Source organism: Staphylococcus lugdunensis, from assembly GCF_002901705.1.
Lineage (GTDB): Bacteria > Bacillota > Bacilli > Staphylococcales > Staphylococcaceae > Staphylococcus > Staphylococcus lugdunensis.
In genome coordinates, this window is sequence record NZ_PPPV01000012.1 from 393,953 (window position 1) to 410,070 (window position 16,118).

Here is a 16,118-nt window from a genome sequence, read left to right on the forward strand (position 1 = left end):
TAAACTGATTGCCTATTAATGCTCGCAATCTACAACTTTAGAATTTTGGTTAGGGGAGTGGGATAACAAACTGTCTCACTCCCATTTTATAGAAACTAAATATATTGAGGTGATAATATATGGATATCTTTCAACTCAAGACAAGACCAGTCGTATTAAGAAGAGAATTATTTGATCATTATAGTGAATTAGGTATGGATGAACAAGATTTGGTTATTCTTATTAAATTAATTTATGCTGCAGAAACTTCTAATAAACAGCCCTCAATAGAAGCCTTAAGAAAAGGATCGACACTAGATTCTAGAGAAATCACCACAATTATACAACATCTTATCCAATTAGATTTATTGGAATTAAATGTGAATAAAGATGAAGAAGGTAAATTTACCGAATATATGAACTTGGATCCGTTTTATACTAAATTATTATCCTTGCTCAAGCAACAAGAACTTAAGAGTCAAAATAAGCAAGAAGATAATCAATTCCAACAGTTATTCACTTTGATAGAACAAATATTTGCTAGACCGTTATCACCCTATGAAATTGAAACGTTAAATCAGTGGATTGATGTGGATCATCACGACATTAGTATCATCCAAGCAGCTTTGGATGAAGCAGTAGGGCAAAATAAGCTTAGTTTTAAATATATGGATCGAATACTGCTTAATTGGAAGAAAAATAATGTAAAAACAATCGATGATACAATTAAAATTCGTGAACAGTTTCATAAGCCTAAAATGAAACATACAGTTAAAGAAGTCCCTAAATTTGACTGGTTAAATGGAGAGAACTTAGATGATAAGTAAAAAGAAAGCGCTAAAAATGATCGATATTATCGCTGATATGTTTCCAAATGCAGAATGCGAACTAAGGCATAATAATGCATTCGAACTGACAATTGCAGTTCTTTTGTCAGCCCAATGTACGGATAACTTAGTAAATAAAGTAACCGCTACATTATTCACTAAATATAAAACACCTGAAGATTATCTAGCTGTACCATTAGAAGAATTAGAACAAGATATCCGTTCTATTGGTTTATATCGTAATAAAGCAAAAAATATCAAAAAATTATGTACCTCACTACTTGAAAAATTTAATGGTCAAATTCCCCAAACTCATGCAGAACTAGAAAGTTTAGCAGGAGTTGGACGTAAAACGGCAAATGTGGTGATGAGTGTAGCATTCGGAGAACCAGCTTTAGCCGTCGACACCCATGTCGAACGTGTCTCAAAACGCTTAGGTATCAATAGATGGAAAGATAATGTGCGACAAGTAGAAGATAGGTTATGCTCAATAATCCCAAGGGACCGCTGGAATAAAAGCCATCATCAATTAATATTTTTCGGCCGTTATCATTGTATTGCAAGAAAACCAAAATGTGACATATGCCCATTGTTTGATGATTGTAGAGAAGGACAAAAACGATATAAACTTAAATTAAAGAAAGCGTGATTTCAGATGATAGAAAAGCAAGATTTTGAAGTATTAGAACAACAACTTGAACAATTTGCAGCTACCAGAAATTTAAATTCAGCTGAAGCCAAACCAGTAGTTGATGCATATTTTCAACTGTTAATAGATTACTTCAAACAAATCAATCAAATTTCTGCAATTGATTTTGAATCACTCTCACTTTATCCTATCGTTCCAATGAATTTCTACGAACGCTATCAATATCTATTAACTAGAAAATACCATTTTATGGGTTACAGACAAATGAAAACATTAAAAAGCGAATTAATAAAAATGGCTGCAAGCTATCAAACAAGATTGAAATTCCGTAAATCATAAATGTGCATTAAATAATAAAAAATTCCCTCTAAAGCATCTCTTAAATAATTAAGAAAGCTTTAGAGGGAATTTCATTTATGACGAATTTATTATCGTCCGAAAACTGAGCTTAAACCACCTGTGCTGCTTGAGTTGTTTCTTGCTCCACTTGATGTGTTTGAATTACTTGAACGATTTGAACTTGAAGTACTGTCGCTAGAACCGCTACTTCCATAAACTTTTCGTCCTGTTGTATTATTATCAGGGTGATTAGCTACTGATAATGATTCTTTATTACTACCACTTACAGAGTCAGGTTTACTAAAGTCTGAACCGTCTCTTGGTGAAATATCAGACATCACTTCTTCTAGTAAATATTGTGGATATTCTTGTTCAGAATGGCCAACAAATGAATTTGTACCATATTGTTTAACTTCTTTAAAGCCCATCCACACTGACATACTGTATTTTGGAGTGAAACCATTAATCCATACATCTTTAGCTGCACTATCTGGTAAATTATATTTTTGATAAACTTCTTCACCATATGTTCCAGTACCAGTTTTCGCTGCAATATTAACGCCAGAAACACCATGTCCATATGCTGAACCATATGCTGAAAACGTACCTTTAAGCATTTCAGCCAACATGTAAGCCGTATAGTCTTTCATTGCTTTATGACTAGAATGATCATATTCAATTGTTTCGCCGTCTGCAGTCACAACTTTTTGAATAGAATGTGCATTATTGTATGTTCCTCCATTTGCAATTGACGCAAATGCTGAAGCTAATTGAGTAGGTGAGAATTCTGATGAAGAACCACCCAGTACTTCAGACGGACCAATTTCATTCTTGTAATCAAGTCCAACTTTTGATGCAAATTTCTTCGGTGCATTGTTACCAGCTTGAGAACGTGTTGCTTGCCATGTTTTTAAAGCTGGTATATTGAAACTTTGTCGAATAGCATCATACATTGATACTGTTCCATGACCTTTTTGATCGTAGTTTCTAAATGTAGAACCTTCAACTTGATAACTAGATTCATCTTGAATAGCATGATTTGTAGCCCATTGCATATTTTCAATTGCTGGACCATATGCTAAGAATGGTTTTAATGATGAACCAGTAGGGTGAGGGTCAGTAGCTTGGTTTCGATCGACGACATCTCTGAAATTACGTCCACCTGAAATAGCAACTAATCCTCCAGTTTTGCTGTCTACAATTGAAGAACCAACTTGCTGATCATCATTTTTGTAGAAGTTACCGTTGTCTATACGATTTTGTAATGTTTTTTGGACATCTTTATCCATGTTTGTATAGATTTTGATTCCGCTTTGTAAAACATCACCAAGATTTTGATTTTTAAACTTATCATTATTCATAAGTTCAGATTTTACAAAGTTAACATAAGAATCGTAATCCGTATCTTGATTTTTCGTACCAGTTTGACGTTCTTTTGTACTACGTTGAACGAGATTATCTTTTAAAGATGTTTTCTTTGCTTGTTCCCATTCTTTTTTACTAATGCGATTGTGATAATGCATTAAATAAAGAACTGTATCCTTACGATTTTCTGCTTCTTTTGGATGATCATAAATGTTATAAACATTTGGAACTTGTGGTAAACCAGCTAAATATGCTTCTTCAGCTAAATTTAAATCTTTTAAGTCTTTATTGAAATAATATTTAGCTGCAGCTTTAATACCATATACACCATCAGAATAGTAAATCTTATTTAGATACATTTGGAAAATGTCATCTTTACTATACTCTTGCTCTAACCGATATGAAAGGTATGCTTCCTGTGCTTTACGACCAATAGATTTCTCTTCTGATAAAAATGATCGTTTGACAACTTGTTGGGTCAATGTTGAAGCACCTTGTGAACCAAAGCCACCAGTCAAGTTTTTACCTACGGCCCCAAATAAACGTTTATAATCAAGTGCACCGTGTTCATAAAAACGATTATCTTCAGTTGCTAAAACTGCATTTCTCATGTTTTTCGGTACATTCTTCAAATCAACATGCTCTCGTCTAGCACCATTGTCGAGTGTTTTAACTAATTTGCCATTTTTATCATAGATTTTAGCAGGCGCAGGATCTTGTAATTTCGATTCTGTAAATGCGGGTGCTTTCCATGCATAATAAGCAAAAAGTAAAATACCTAATAGTGCGAGAATGATAAAGGCAATAAACATAAAACCTATAATCTTAATAATCGTTCTCTTCACACTTTTATTCTGTTTTTGTTTGGATTTCCCATTATTACCTTTCTTAGGTTGAGAAGATCCTTGCTTTTCCGTCATACGCGGTCCTCACTTTCATCTAATATCAACTTATCAACAGCTTTGAGGTAATCTAATCTAGGTTGATACTGATAAGGAATATGGTAACCATTTTTTCGTATTTCTTCAACTGTTATCGACTTTTTAACATCCGCTTTGTACCTTTTCCAGAAATATTCAAACTTAGAATAGGGAAGAAGATACACTTCATCAAGTACTTTAAATCGCATAATTAAGAACACAATACCGCGCTGGACATGTGCTTTTTGCATATGCGCAACTTGATGATCATGAATGTTGTTTAATGGGAAAGACGTTTTATTTTTCGTTTCCTTTGCCTCAAAATCGATATAATGACTTCGATAAACACCATTATAGTCAGTTGTTGAAGGCGTACGAAAGTAAGCTTCATTTATAACTGCTTTACTTCGTTTCGGATAATGAACATTCACAATTTGCACTGGTGTAGGTTTCTTGTGAATAACAGCTATATCTTTGTCTAAATAATAAGAATTAGATAATTCTATATCTTTTTCCAAAGACATTCCGCGCCCACCATATTCTATATTACCTGAAATAGTGGCATCATTGCGTCCGACCTTAGTCTTATTTGAATTAAATGGTTTCCCGTTTGGATAATTCATTACTTTCACCACCAGTTTGGTTATAAACCCTTCTTATTATACATGAGGCATTTTAATGTTCCAAACTTTTATATGAGAATAATGTATAAAATATCAATCTATACATTAACCACTTCATTTTAACGTTTATTGCCAATTAACACAATATTTCAGTTAATTTAGTTAATGATGTGTCATAAATAACACTGAAAAAGATACTAAAATGACGTCACTGTGTAATTATGTTAAATTTATTTATGGGAGGCCTAAATGCAACAATATATTAATCAATTAAATGATGAATTAAAATATATAAAATCTACCTATAATAAAGTTAAAAAATCACAGTGCAATTATGATTTTGACCGTTATGTAAAGCCTTATGCCACGCAAATAGATTCTCTTCTTACACAGTTTTCCTATTATAAAGATGACATCGTAACATTACCTTATTTAAATGAATATAAATGGCAGATATTTTTACAAATGGTGAAAGAATTATCAGTTGAATGTCATTATTATAGAACAAGTCGCAAACTTTTTAATGAGAAATTTAAAAATGTGACTTATGTTTTAAATTACATGGCATCACAACTTGAAATTGGGGAATAATATGGTAAAAACAATTTATATAACTGGTTATAAATCATTTGAGTTGAATATTTTTAAAGATGACGCTCCGGAAGTTTATTATTTAAAACAATTTATACGTCATAAATTAATAAATTATCTTGATGAAGGACTAGAATGGGTGTTAATTCAAGGTCAAATGGGTATAGAACTGTGGACAGCTCAAGTTGTTATTGAGTTGAAAGCACAATATCCCGAACTAAAATTAGCGATTATCACACCATTTGAAGGTCATACGCAACGCTGGAATGAGCAAAATCAATTAGTCTATAACCAACTGGTAGCCAAAGCAGATTATGTGGATAGTATTTATCATAGTCAATATAAGGGGGCTTTTCAGTTTAAACAGGCTGACCGCTTTATGCTGGAACATTCTGATTTGACGCTACTTATTTATGATGAAGAGCAAGAGGGGAGTCCCAAGTTTTTTAAAGCGATGTTAGTTGATTTTATGTCTAAAACAAACTATACTTGTGATATTGTGACGTTTGATGAATTACAAGATTTCATTAATGATTTACAGTGGGCTGAAGATTAAAGTTTTGAAAAATGAGGTGGATAAAATGGCAGATGTATCTTTAAAGCTATCAGCTAAAGATATTTATGAGAAAGATTTCGAAAAAACTATGGCACGTGGCTACAGAAGAGAAGAAGTAGACGCTTTTCTGGATGACATTATTACTGACTATCAAAAGATGGCAGATATGAACAGTGAAGTTGTAAAATTATCAGAAGAAAATAACAAATTAAAAAAAGAACTGGAAGAATTAAGATTACGTGTAGCAACATCTAGACCCCAAGACAACAAATCTTTCGCTTCTGGCAGTGCCAACTCTAACAACAATAACGTCGATATTTTAAAAAGAATTTCAAATCTTGAAAAAGCTGTATTTGGTAAATAAAGACATTTACGTTTGTTACTAAGAAATATAATATGGTATAATCGCAAAAGTGATATTTTGGGTAATCGCTATAGCAATATAGAGGAAAGTCCATGCTCACACAATCTGAGATGATTGTAGTGTTCGTGCTTGATGAAATAATAAATCAAGGCATTAATTTGACGGCAATGAAATAACCTAAGTCATCAGATAAGGTTAAATTAATTTGAAAGTGCCACAGTGACGTAGCTTTTATAGAAATATAAAAGGTGGAACGCGGTAAACCCCTCGAGTGAGCAATCCAAATTAGGTAGGAGCACTTGTTTAGCGGAATTCAACGTATAAACGAGACACATTTCATCTGAAATAAGATGATAGGTAGACAGATGATTACCACCCGCGTACCAGTGCAGCTAGTACACATTATGAGTACAACGGAACAGAACATGGCTTACAGAAATATCATTTACTAGTTTAGCTCTCCCTTTGTGCGGAGAGCTTTTTTCATGTAATTTCATTACTAAACTATTCAGAACTATGATTATTCGTTAAAATAGACTTTGAAATCACTTAATTAAAGGAGATTAAACATGTTTCAATTATTAGCTGTTTGTCCAATGGGATTAGAAGCAGTGGTCGCAAAAGAAATTCAAGACCTAGGCTATGAAACTCAGGTAGAAAACGGGCGTATATTCTTTGAAGGCGATGAATCTGCCATAGTAAAATGCAATCTTTGGTTACGTACCGCTGATCGAGTAAAAATTGTAGTTGGTCGTTTTAATGCGACAACTTTCGAACAATTATTTGAACAAACAAAATCATTACCATGGGAAACTATTATTGATAAAGATGGCAGCTTTCCAGTCCAAGGAAAAAGCGTTAAATCAACACTCTACAGCGTACCTGATTGCCAAGCTATAACTAAAAAAGCGATTGTTGAACGCTTAAAATATGCTTATCAAGAATCTGGATGGCTAAATGAAACAGGTGCAAAATTCCCTGTGGAAGTATCGATTTTAAAAGATAATGTGTTATTAACGATAGATACCTCTGGTTCTGGGCTAAATAAACGGGGTTATCGTTTAGCTCAAGGTGAAGCACCTATAAAAGAAACTTTAGCTGCAAGTTTGATAAAATTAGCAAATTGGACAGGACAAACACCATTAATCGATCCTTTTTGTGGTTCAGGAACAATAGCTATTGAAGCATGTCTTATAGCACAAAATATTGCGCCAGGGTTTAATAGGGAATTTGTATCTGAAGCATGGCATATTATTCCAGAAGATCTTTATGAAAAACTGCGTAACGAAGCCGACCAACAAGCAGATTATGATAAAGAAGTCGAAGTCTATGCCTATGATATCGATCCAGATATGATTGAAATTGCTAAACGTAACGCTGCAGAGGTAGGATTAAGTGATATCATTCAATTTGAAGTTAAAGATGTGAATACACTAACTATTCATCGTGAAGAACCAATGGCATTAATAGGCAATCCACCATATGGTGAACGTATCGGCGATAGAGAAGAGGTCGAAACAATGTATCGTTACATTGGTAAATTGATGGCACAGCATCCCTTCTTATCAACTTACATTTTAACGAGCAATAAAGAATTTGAGTTTTTAGCTAATCGTAAAGCGACAAAACGTCGTAAATTATTTAACGGTTATATCGAATGTAATTATTATCAATATTGGGGTAAAAAACCGCAATATTAATCTGCAATAACAAATTTAGTCACAAATAATTCATTCGCACTCTTATCATTACTATTGTAAAGTAAGGATAACTGAGTTTTTAGTTAACATATACAGAAGAATTACATCATAGTTAGGAGAGATAAATATGAAGACTGTTTTAATTATCGGTGCCAATGGTAAAGTTTCCATTGAAGCTACTAAAATATTTTTGGAAAATACAACTTATAATGTAGATTTATTTTTAAGAAATGCGCATCGTATACCCGACTATAGATCAAATCGCATCACGGTATATGAAGGTGACGCTAAAAATGAACAAGATATCGTTAAAGCGCTGGATAAAGTAGATGTTGTCTTTGCTAGTCTATCAGGCTCTATGGACGCTGAAGCAACAGCTATTGTAAATGCAATGGCACAAAAAAATGTTTCTCGCCTTATCTTTATCGCTGCTCCAGGAATTTATGATGAATTACCAGATAAATTCAATCAATTTAATAAAGAACAATTTGGTAATAAATTGTTAAAATACTGTAAAGCAGCTGATATTATCGAAGCTTCAAATTTAGACTATACAATTATTCGTCCAGCCTGGTTTACATTTAAAAATGAAACCGATTATGAAGTGACCCAAAAAGGAGAGCAATTTAAAGGTACAGAAGTATCAAGAAAAAGTGTTGCTAATTTAGCAGTTAAAATAGCAAAAAATCCATCGCTGCACTCCAAAGAAAATATTGGCGTAAACAAGCCAAATACTGATGGAGACAAACCAGCATGGATGTAGTAATCCAAGTCACTATGTCGAAAAATAATTAAATTAAAGCTGTACAGCCACATCAACTTTTAAAAAAACTCAATAAAATTTTCAAGAACGTAAAGTGTTTTATTAAGCGCTTTGCGTTCTTAATCGTTGTTGTGAAAAACATTGAAATCATTTTTGACTGTAATTCTTTTTGTTTATATTCATTTTCCAGCCATTTTCACTTTATTAATGCACGTATTTATTTGTAAAATAAAGCTATGTACTGTGACAAAGGGGAAGCGCTTATGATAAATCAAAGTCAATTAGACCATTTATATAAACTAAAAAAAGAAATAGAAAAATCTAACAACAAACAATTAATTAACACAATTAACCAAGTTATTAAAAAAGTATATTTAAATCAATTTACCATTTCATTTGTCGGTCATTTTTCAGCCGGTAAATCTACACTTATCAATTTACTATTAGAACAAGATATACTACCAAGTTCTCCTGTTCCAACAACAAGTAATACAGCCATTGTGTCTGTTGCAGAAGAAGAGGGGATTATTGCTAATATTACCGGTCAGCAATATACCAGACTTAAGACGTATGATGAAGTCAAACAGATGAATAGGTTAAATGTAGATGTCGAATCAATAGAAATTGCAATTAACTCAACAAAATTCAAACCAGGATTTACATTGCAAGATACACCTGGTGTAGATTCAAATATATCAACACATTTATCTTCAACCGAACAATATATGTATACAAGCAATCTTATCGTTTATACAGTCGACTACAATCATGTGCAATCAGCTTTGAATTTCAAATTTTTAAAACGTATGAACGAAGCAGGATTGCCCGTAGTATTTGTTATTAATCAAATTGATAAACACCAGGAAGAAGAACTAAGCTTCGATACATTTAAGAAAAAGGTAGCACAATCCATTAAAGAATGGGATATCAATGTCGAGCAAATTTACTATGTCTCTAAATTTGAACATCCACATAATCAATTAAAAGACCTGTCACGTGACTTAGTAACTATGGATGAACATAGAGAATCCATCAATCAATACGTCGAGCGAACATTAGATTTTATCGCGCATTCACAACTGTCATATATTCAAAGTGAGCTTCAAAATATTTTAGAAACTTTGGATATTGAGGAACAAGATTTTCAAGAAGCATATTTACGTTTTCAACAAAATCAAGCTGTAAGCGAAGAAGCAAAGATGTTAAATAATCCACAAGAATTATTGCGTTTTCTTAAAATGAAACGGAAAGACATACTTGAAAATGCATATATCATGACACACGATATGCGTGAACAAATACGATTTTATCTAGAAAGTATGTCAAAAGATTTTAAAGTGCACGGTTTTCTAAATAAGAAGAAAAAGAAGGAAGCGGAACAACAACGTCGCCTTAAACTTGTAATCGATATGTTACAAGACAAAGTCAATCAGCAAATTCGTCAACTTATGCGAGAAGATATGTCCTTTTTAACGCGCTTCATCAATAATAGTACAGTAACTTCAAACATATTAAATCAACATTATCACATCGATGAAGCCTTGGTATCATCTTTATACCAACCTCAAACAGCAATTAGTAATACCTATGTACTTACATTTTCTGATGATACATTAAAGGCCATTCGTAAATTTGTAGAACAAGAATCTGAACCATTATTTGAGCAGGCATCTAAGTATGCTCAAGCTAACGATTTATCTGATGATGCAGACAATGATTTAACGATTTATGAACGGTTTATTGAATTAAAACAGTTAAAAGAGTCTCTCACAACAAAGAATTATCGTCATTATTATATACATTTGGATGATTCTTTAGATAAACTCATCGGACGCACCGAAACAAATTATATGTTATCAGAAACTACAGATTCACATGAACACGCTCATATGGAAACAGTTAAGCATAAAGAAAAAACACAACATGCCGATATAGCTGAAGGCTTAAACATCATAAAAGATATACCACTTTTTAAACAAACAAAAATGGATATTCAAGACACTTTAAAACGCATGAACCAAAACATAGTAAAAATAGCAGTATTTGGCACATTTAGTGCAGGAAAAAGCAGTTTAATTAATGCTTTACTTGGAGATACATATTTAGTTAGTTCTCCTAATCCTACAACTGCAGCCACTACCGAATTGTCATATGGTGAACAAAGTTATATCACGTTAAAAACAAATGACCAATTAGTAGCCGAATTAAACGATATACTGAAGTATCATCACTTATCATTTGATAGCCTTGAAGCACTGTTAAAAAGTGATTTAAATCAAATCAAACAAAAATTACCTAAAAATCAACTTGCATTTATCAATGCTATTGAAAAACATGCTTCATTGTATCAAACTATGCTCACTCAAGGTACAAAACATAATATTGAACAAGCAGAAATTAAAAAATGGAGTTCTGAAGATGCGTATGCCGCTTTCGTAAAAACTGTACACTTAAAACTGCCAATCGAATGGTTACAGGATAAAATTATTGTTGATTCATTAGGTTTACATTCAAATAACCAACGTCATACTAATGAAACTGAACAAATTTTAACTTCGGCAGATTTAATTCTCTATGTTAGCTACTTTAATCACTCATTTACAGATAATGATAAGGCCTTTATAGAACACATGAAGGCAATGAATCAATTAAATGATCATCAATCGTTTAAAATGATAGTAAATGCAATTGACTTAGCAGAATCAAAAAATGACATTGATAGTGTAAAAGAATATGTTTTTAATGCTTTAAATCAGGTGGGTTTAAAGTCTGAAATTTATACAGTATCAAGTCGCATCGGCCTTAAAAGAAATGATGAAGGCATCATTAACTTAAGAGATAGTATTGATTATTTTGCAAAAGTAGAAGCAAAGTCTATTTTAGAAACACAAATGATACATCAATTAGCACAAATTAAACAGGCCTATGCAGAATTAATTGATGATTATTATAACAACGAAGCACAACTAAGAACTCGAAATAATAAATTACAACAATATCAGCAAGAAACACATGTTGCTACACAACTCATAACAACATCAAGTCAATTATCTATTAATGAAATTGATGACCAAATTTATTATTTAAATGATAGATTAAAATTGCAATTATTAGACGACGTTAAAAGTGTTTTTAATAGTCAATTGACTCAGCATCCTGACTTCTCAAAACAAAAGTCAGACGCCACAAAAGACTATTTAACTCAAATTCACCAACGTTTTTACTTAGAACAAACACTTATTACTGAACGAATTAAAAAACATTTCCAACAAGATATAGAACGTCAACTATCTCCAGTATTAAAAAAATTAGAACAAGTTCATATTTTCATTCAACCTGAACTAAATATTAATATTGAAATTAGCAATACACCGATACTTACTATTGAATTAGAAGATATGTTAAAGGTATTACCTAAAAATCTAACAAAACGTAATATTTTAAATCATAATATTCAAAGAAAAATACAACAAAATATTGCACAGCAAACCTTACATTTAATACAAAATGGTTTAAACGACTTACGTCACAAGCTCCAAAAAGTCATAAAGGACATGGAAGATCAATACGAACATGTATTTTTAGACTTAGAAAACGAAGTACAGACACAAATTCAAACACTTTTATCATTTAAACTGGACAATCAACTTATCACATCTATAGAACATGCAGCGCGTCAATTAGATCATATTTTACAAGGGAAAGAAGGCCGCACTTATGACGAATAGAGTATTACTAGTAGATGGTATGGCATTATTATTTAGACATTTTTACGCAACAAGCTTACACAATCAATTTATGTATAATTCGAAAGGTATACCTACAAATGGCGTTCAAGGTTTTGTAAGACACATTTTTTCAGCTATTCATGATATAGCACCAAGTCATGTTGCAGTTTGCTGGGATATGGGACAAGAAACATTTAGAAATCAAATGTATGCTTCATATAAGCAAAACCGTCCTGCACCACCAAATGAACTCATTCCACAATTTGATTATGTCAAAGAAATCGCAACTCAGTTTGGTTTTGTAAATATTGGTGTTGTCAATTATGAAGCTGATGATGTTATAGGTAGCTTAGCCCAAACTTATTCAGATCAAAATGAGGTATTTATTATTACTGGGGACAAAGATATATTGCAATGTATCAATCCTAATGTAGAAGTTTGGTTAACCAAAAAAGGCTTTAATATATATAATCGTTACACACTTGAACGTTTTCTTGAAGATTATGGAATTACACCAAAGCAATTCATTGATGTTAAAGCTTTCATGGGAGATACAGCAGACGGCTATCCCGGCGTTAAAGGTATAGGTGAAAAAACGGCACTTAAGTTAATAAAAGAACATCAAAGTGTCGAAGGTGTCCTTAGTAATATTAGTAAGCTAACCCAAGGCCAACAAACAAAGATTAATAGTCATATTGATGACTTAAAACTTTCTAAACAACTTGCTGAAATATATACCAACGTACCACTAGATACAGAGTCATTATTTGATAAAATGACATACGCCAATACGTTACAAAATATATTGTCAATTTGTAATGAACATGAACTATTTGTCTCAGGTAAATATCTTGCGACTAACTTTAGTTAAGTAACATAATTTAAAAGTAAAAAACAAAAGTTGTAAAATCACACACATATATATTGTATATGGCATGACGCTTGAGGAAGTAATGCTAGTTAGAGCCGAGACTGAGACAACACCCTAGGAAAGCGAAACCATAAAATACGAAGCATTACAAATAAAGAACCGTTTGGGACATCATTATGTTTAGACTATGAACTGTATAAAGTGGCAGTGTTGACTGGCTTGAAAATACGCTTATACCAAGCTTTTTTCAAGTCTAGTTAACCTTGCAGATACGGTAATACGAATTCAAAATGAATGATGTTAATGACTCTTATTTATAGACAATGGGAGACGCACATAATTAATTATAAACAACTCTAATAAATCAATCTTTTTTAATTTTAACCATATTATGAACAAGGGTTGACATTATTAAAAAGGTGATGTAATATACTGAAACATAAGAATTATCAGATAATTTGAAGAATAAGTAGTTTTACGTTACGTAACAATAAGAAAGCTAATGGGTGATGTAAATTAGCACGGCGTGTTAAATGAATTGGGTCTTCAAAGTTTAAAATATGACTATATTAATGAGTGAGCAATGTATATTTTTAATTAAGGTGGCACCACGGTAACGCGTCCTTATGTGTTTAGCGTTAACGTGTTTTTTTACGCTTTAATTACTGAAATTAGTAGTTGTTTATACGGTAGTTTTAGAAAGTTAGTGGTTGATGAAAACTAACACCTTGAATGATGAAATTGGGTTCAGTAAATTTTATCAATATTATATTTTAAAGTGAACAATATCTAACCGATATTGTTAATCAAGGTGGTACCGCGCAACAGCGTCCTTTTGTATAGAGGATGCTGTTTTTTTATGGAAGGAGCTTAAAATGAAAATTTATTACAAAGTTTTGAAGGCAACGATGACGCCAGAAGCACTTGCACAATTAAGTACGAAAAAGATTATTTTAGAAAGTGCTAATCAAACTCAGGTCAAAGGTCGCTACTCAATTGTTGCTTTAGATTATTACGGCACAATAACACTATATGATGATTTTTTAGAAATTAAGACGCAGCAACAATCAGAAACGATAACAACTCATTTTTATGATTATTTTAAAAATTATATAAATCAATTTAATGAGTCCATATCGCATTCTGACTTGCAGGACTTACCCTTTATTTCAGGATTTATTGGTTCATGTAGTTTTGATTTAGCACGCCATGAATTTCCAATTTTGAAAAAAACACCACTCAAGTTAAACAATGAACATGATGCAAGATTTTTCATGATTGAAGATGTATATGTATTTGATCATTATAAAGATGATTTGTATGTTATTGCGACCAATCAATTTTCATTAGCATCACAAGAACAATTAGAAGCACGTGTTGAGAATAATATAAAAAGACTCTACAATATTCAACCGCTTCATCAAACTATTGATTTTCAACATCATAAAGTTATAACAAGCAATATTGATAAAACATCGTTTTTAAATATGATTAGCCAATATAAACAAAAAATTCAATCTGGAGATATGTTTCAAGTTGTCCCATCACGCATCTACAGTTACCAACATCACTTTGGCAATCAGTTACATCAATTAACATTTCAATTGTATCAAAATTTGAAAAGACAAAATCCAAGTCCTTACATGTACTATATTAATATGGATGAGCCTATTATCATAGGTAGTTCTCCTGAAAGCTTTGTCAAAGTTCATAAAGATAAAGTTTACACTAATCCTATAGCTGGAACAATTCAACGTGGTACAACACCAGATGAAGATTTAGCTCATGCACAACAACTACTCAATGATTCTAAAGAGCGCAGCGAGCACAGTATGCTTGTTGACTTAGGTAGAAATGATATCAATAGAATAGCGCTACCAGGTTCAACCAGCATATTAAAACTTATGGAAATTGAAAAATACGAGCATGTGATGCATATCGTTAGTGAAGTACGAGGCAATGTCGATAAATCATTATCACCGATGACTATAATTGCAAGTTTATTGCCAACTGGCACTGTATCAGGCGCACCAAAATTACGTGCTATTCAACGGATTTATGAAAGCCACCCATATAAACGTGGCATCTATAGTGGGGGCATTGGCTACATAAATTGTAATCAAGATTTAGATTTTGCACTTGCTATACGTACAATGCTAATAGATGACAAAGAAGTTCATGTTGAAGCAGGTTGCGGTGTTGTTTATGATTCGATTCCTGAAAAAGAATTACGAGAAACGCAATTAAAAGCAAAAAGTTTATTGGAGGTCACACCATGATATTAATTATCGATAACTATGATTCATTTACCTATAACTTAGTTGACATAGTGTCAAAACATCAAAATGTCATCGTAAAATATCCTGACGATCCAGATGCATTAACATATCAAGAAACGGTATCTGGTGTTATTATTTCCCCTGGTCCAGGCCATCCTTTAGATAACAATTATCTGTTACAAATAATAGAAACATACAAAAATTTACCAATATTAGGCGTTTGTTTAGGCGCACAAGCGTTGACTTGTTATTACGGTGGTCGAGTAATCCAATCTGACACTGTCATGCATGGTAAAGTCGATATTATGCACCAAACTCATTCATCATTATTGTATAAAGGGTGTCCTTCGTCATTTAATATCATGCGTTACCATTCACTTATTTCAGATGCCAATCATTTTCCTAAAAATTTAATCATTACAGGAAAAACGGAAGATTCTATTCAATCATATGAGCACAATAAACGTCCGCATTATGGCATACAATATCATCCAGAATCATTCGCCACCGATTATGGAGAACAAATTATTACTAATTTCTTAAACATCACACAGAAAGGCTGAC

Annotated in this window: 14 protein-coding genes and 1 other RNA gene; 13 read left to right on the top strand and 2 right to left on the bottom strand. The window is 32.4% G+C overall.

The window, feature by feature from the left end; genetic code table 11:
- Nucleotides 1–119: 119 nt before the first annotated feature.
- Genes CD041_RS02670 through CD041_RS02680 form a run of 3 tightly spaced genes read left to right on the top strand, consistent with a single transcriptional unit; the run spans nucleotide 120 to nucleotide 1,794 of the window.
- Nucleotides 120–806 carry a DnaD domain-containing protein gene (locus tag CD041_RS02670; RefSeq protein WP_070648534.1) on the top strand — a complete coding sequence of 229 codons (687 nt, stop codon included), beginning with the start codon at nucleotides 120–122 and terminating at the stop codon, nucleotides 804–806.
- Nucleotides 796–1,455, top strand: coding sequence for an endonuclease III (gene nth / locus CD041_RS02675; RefSeq protein WP_002478185.1), 660 nt, complete (start codon nucleotides 796–798; stop codon nucleotides 1,453–1,455). The genes CD041_RS02670 and nth overlap by 11 nt, the downstream gene beginning before the upstream one ends.
- 6 nt (nucleotides 1,456–1,461) lie before the next feature.
- The gene (locus tag CD041_RS02680) at nucleotides 1,462–1,794 is read left to right on the top strand and encodes a YpoC family protein (RefSeq protein WP_002459098.1); all 333 of its coding nucleotides are present in this window, start codon (nucleotides 1,462–1,464) and stop codon (nucleotides 1,792–1,794) included.
- An 89-nt stretch (nucleotides 1,795–1,883) separates the two neighbouring features.
- On the opposite strand, the gene CD041_RS02685 is transcribed toward CD041_RS02680, so the two are convergent.
- Complete coding sequence (locus tag CD041_RS02685; protein ID WP_002459099.1) at nucleotides 1,884–4,079, bottom strand: transglycosylase domain-containing protein; 2,196 nt, start codon at nucleotides 4,077–4,079, stop codon at nucleotides 1,884–1,886.
- The gene (recU, locus tag CD041_RS02690; RefSeq protein WP_002459100.1) at nucleotides 4,076–4,702 is read right to left on the bottom strand and encodes a Holliday junction resolvase RecU; all 627 of its coding nucleotides are present in this window, start codon (nucleotides 4,700–4,702) and stop codon (nucleotides 4,076–4,078) included. Before recU ends, CD041_RS02685 begins: the two co-directional genes overlap by 4 nt.
- A 249-nt stretch (nucleotides 4,703–4,951) precedes the next feature.
- Here recU and CD041_RS02695 point away from each other — a divergent pair, with 249 nt between their 5' ends.
- The 10 genes from CD041_RS02695 (at nucleotide 4,952) to CD041_RS02740 (ending at nucleotide 16,117) form a co-directional block, all read left to right on the top strand.
- On the top strand, nucleotides 4,952–5,293 hold the full coding sequence (locus tag CD041_RS02695) for a DUF1798 family protein (RefSeq protein WP_002478186.1): 342 nt from the start codon (nucleotides 4,952–4,954) through the stop codon (nucleotides 5,291–5,293).
- 1 nt (nucleotide 5,294) lies between these two features.
- Entirely contained in the window at nucleotides 5,295–5,849 is a 555-nt protein-coding gene (locus CD041_RS02700; protein ID WP_002459102.1) for an SLOG family protein, read from the top strand.
- 25 nt (nucleotides 5,850–5,874) lie between these two features.
- Complete coding sequence (gene gpsB, locus CD041_RS02705) at nucleotides 5,875–6,213, top strand: cell division regulator GpsB (protein WP_002478187.1); 339 nt, start codon at nucleotides 5,875–5,877, stop codon at nucleotides 6,211–6,213.
- Nucleotides 6,214–6,266: 53 nt separating this feature from the next.
- An RNA gene (rnpB, locus tag CD041_RS02710) (RNase P RNA component class B) lies at nucleotides 6,267–6,651 on the top strand.
- A 131-nt stretch (nucleotides 6,652–6,782) separates the two neighbouring features.
- Nucleotides 6,783–7,913, top strand: a complete 1,131-nt coding sequence (locus CD041_RS02715; RefSeq protein WP_002478188.1) for a THUMP domain-containing class I SAM-dependent RNA methyltransferase — start codon at nucleotides 6,783–6,785, stop codon at nucleotides 7,911–7,913.
- Between the two features lie 127 nt (nucleotides 7,914–8,040).
- Complete coding sequence (locus CD041_RS02720) at nucleotides 8,041–8,676, top strand: SDR family oxidoreductase (protein ID WP_070648536.1); 636 nt, start codon at nucleotides 8,041–8,043, stop codon at nucleotides 8,674–8,676.
- Nucleotides 8,677–8,939: 263 nt separating this feature from the next.
- Nucleotides 8,940–12,404 carry a dynamin family protein gene (locus CD041_RS02725; protein WP_070648538.1) on the top strand — a complete coding sequence of 1,155 codons (3,465 nt, stop codon included), beginning with the start codon at nucleotides 8,940–8,942 and terminating at the stop codon, nucleotides 12,402–12,404.
- Nucleotides 12,394–13,275, top strand: coding sequence for a 5'-3' exonuclease (locus tag CD041_RS02730; RefSeq protein ID WP_002459107.1), 882 nt, complete (start codon nucleotides 12,394–12,396; stop codon nucleotides 13,273–13,275). The genes CD041_RS02725 and CD041_RS02730 overlap by 11 nt, the downstream gene beginning before the upstream one ends.
- 875 nt (nucleotides 13,276–14,150) lie before the next feature.
- Nucleotides 14,151–15,554, top strand: a complete 1,404-nt coding sequence (locus CD041_RS02735) for an anthranilate synthase component I (protein WP_002459108.1) — start codon at nucleotides 14,151–14,153, stop codon at nucleotides 15,552–15,554.
- Nucleotides 15,551–16,117 carry an anthranilate synthase component II gene (locus CD041_RS02740; RefSeq protein WP_002459109.1) on the top strand — a complete coding sequence of 189 codons (567 nt, stop codon included), beginning with the start codon at nucleotides 15,551–15,553 and terminating at the stop codon, nucleotides 16,115–16,117. The genes CD041_RS02735 and CD041_RS02740 overlap by 4 nt, the downstream gene beginning before the upstream one ends.
- Nucleotide 16,118: the final 1 nt, after the last annotated feature.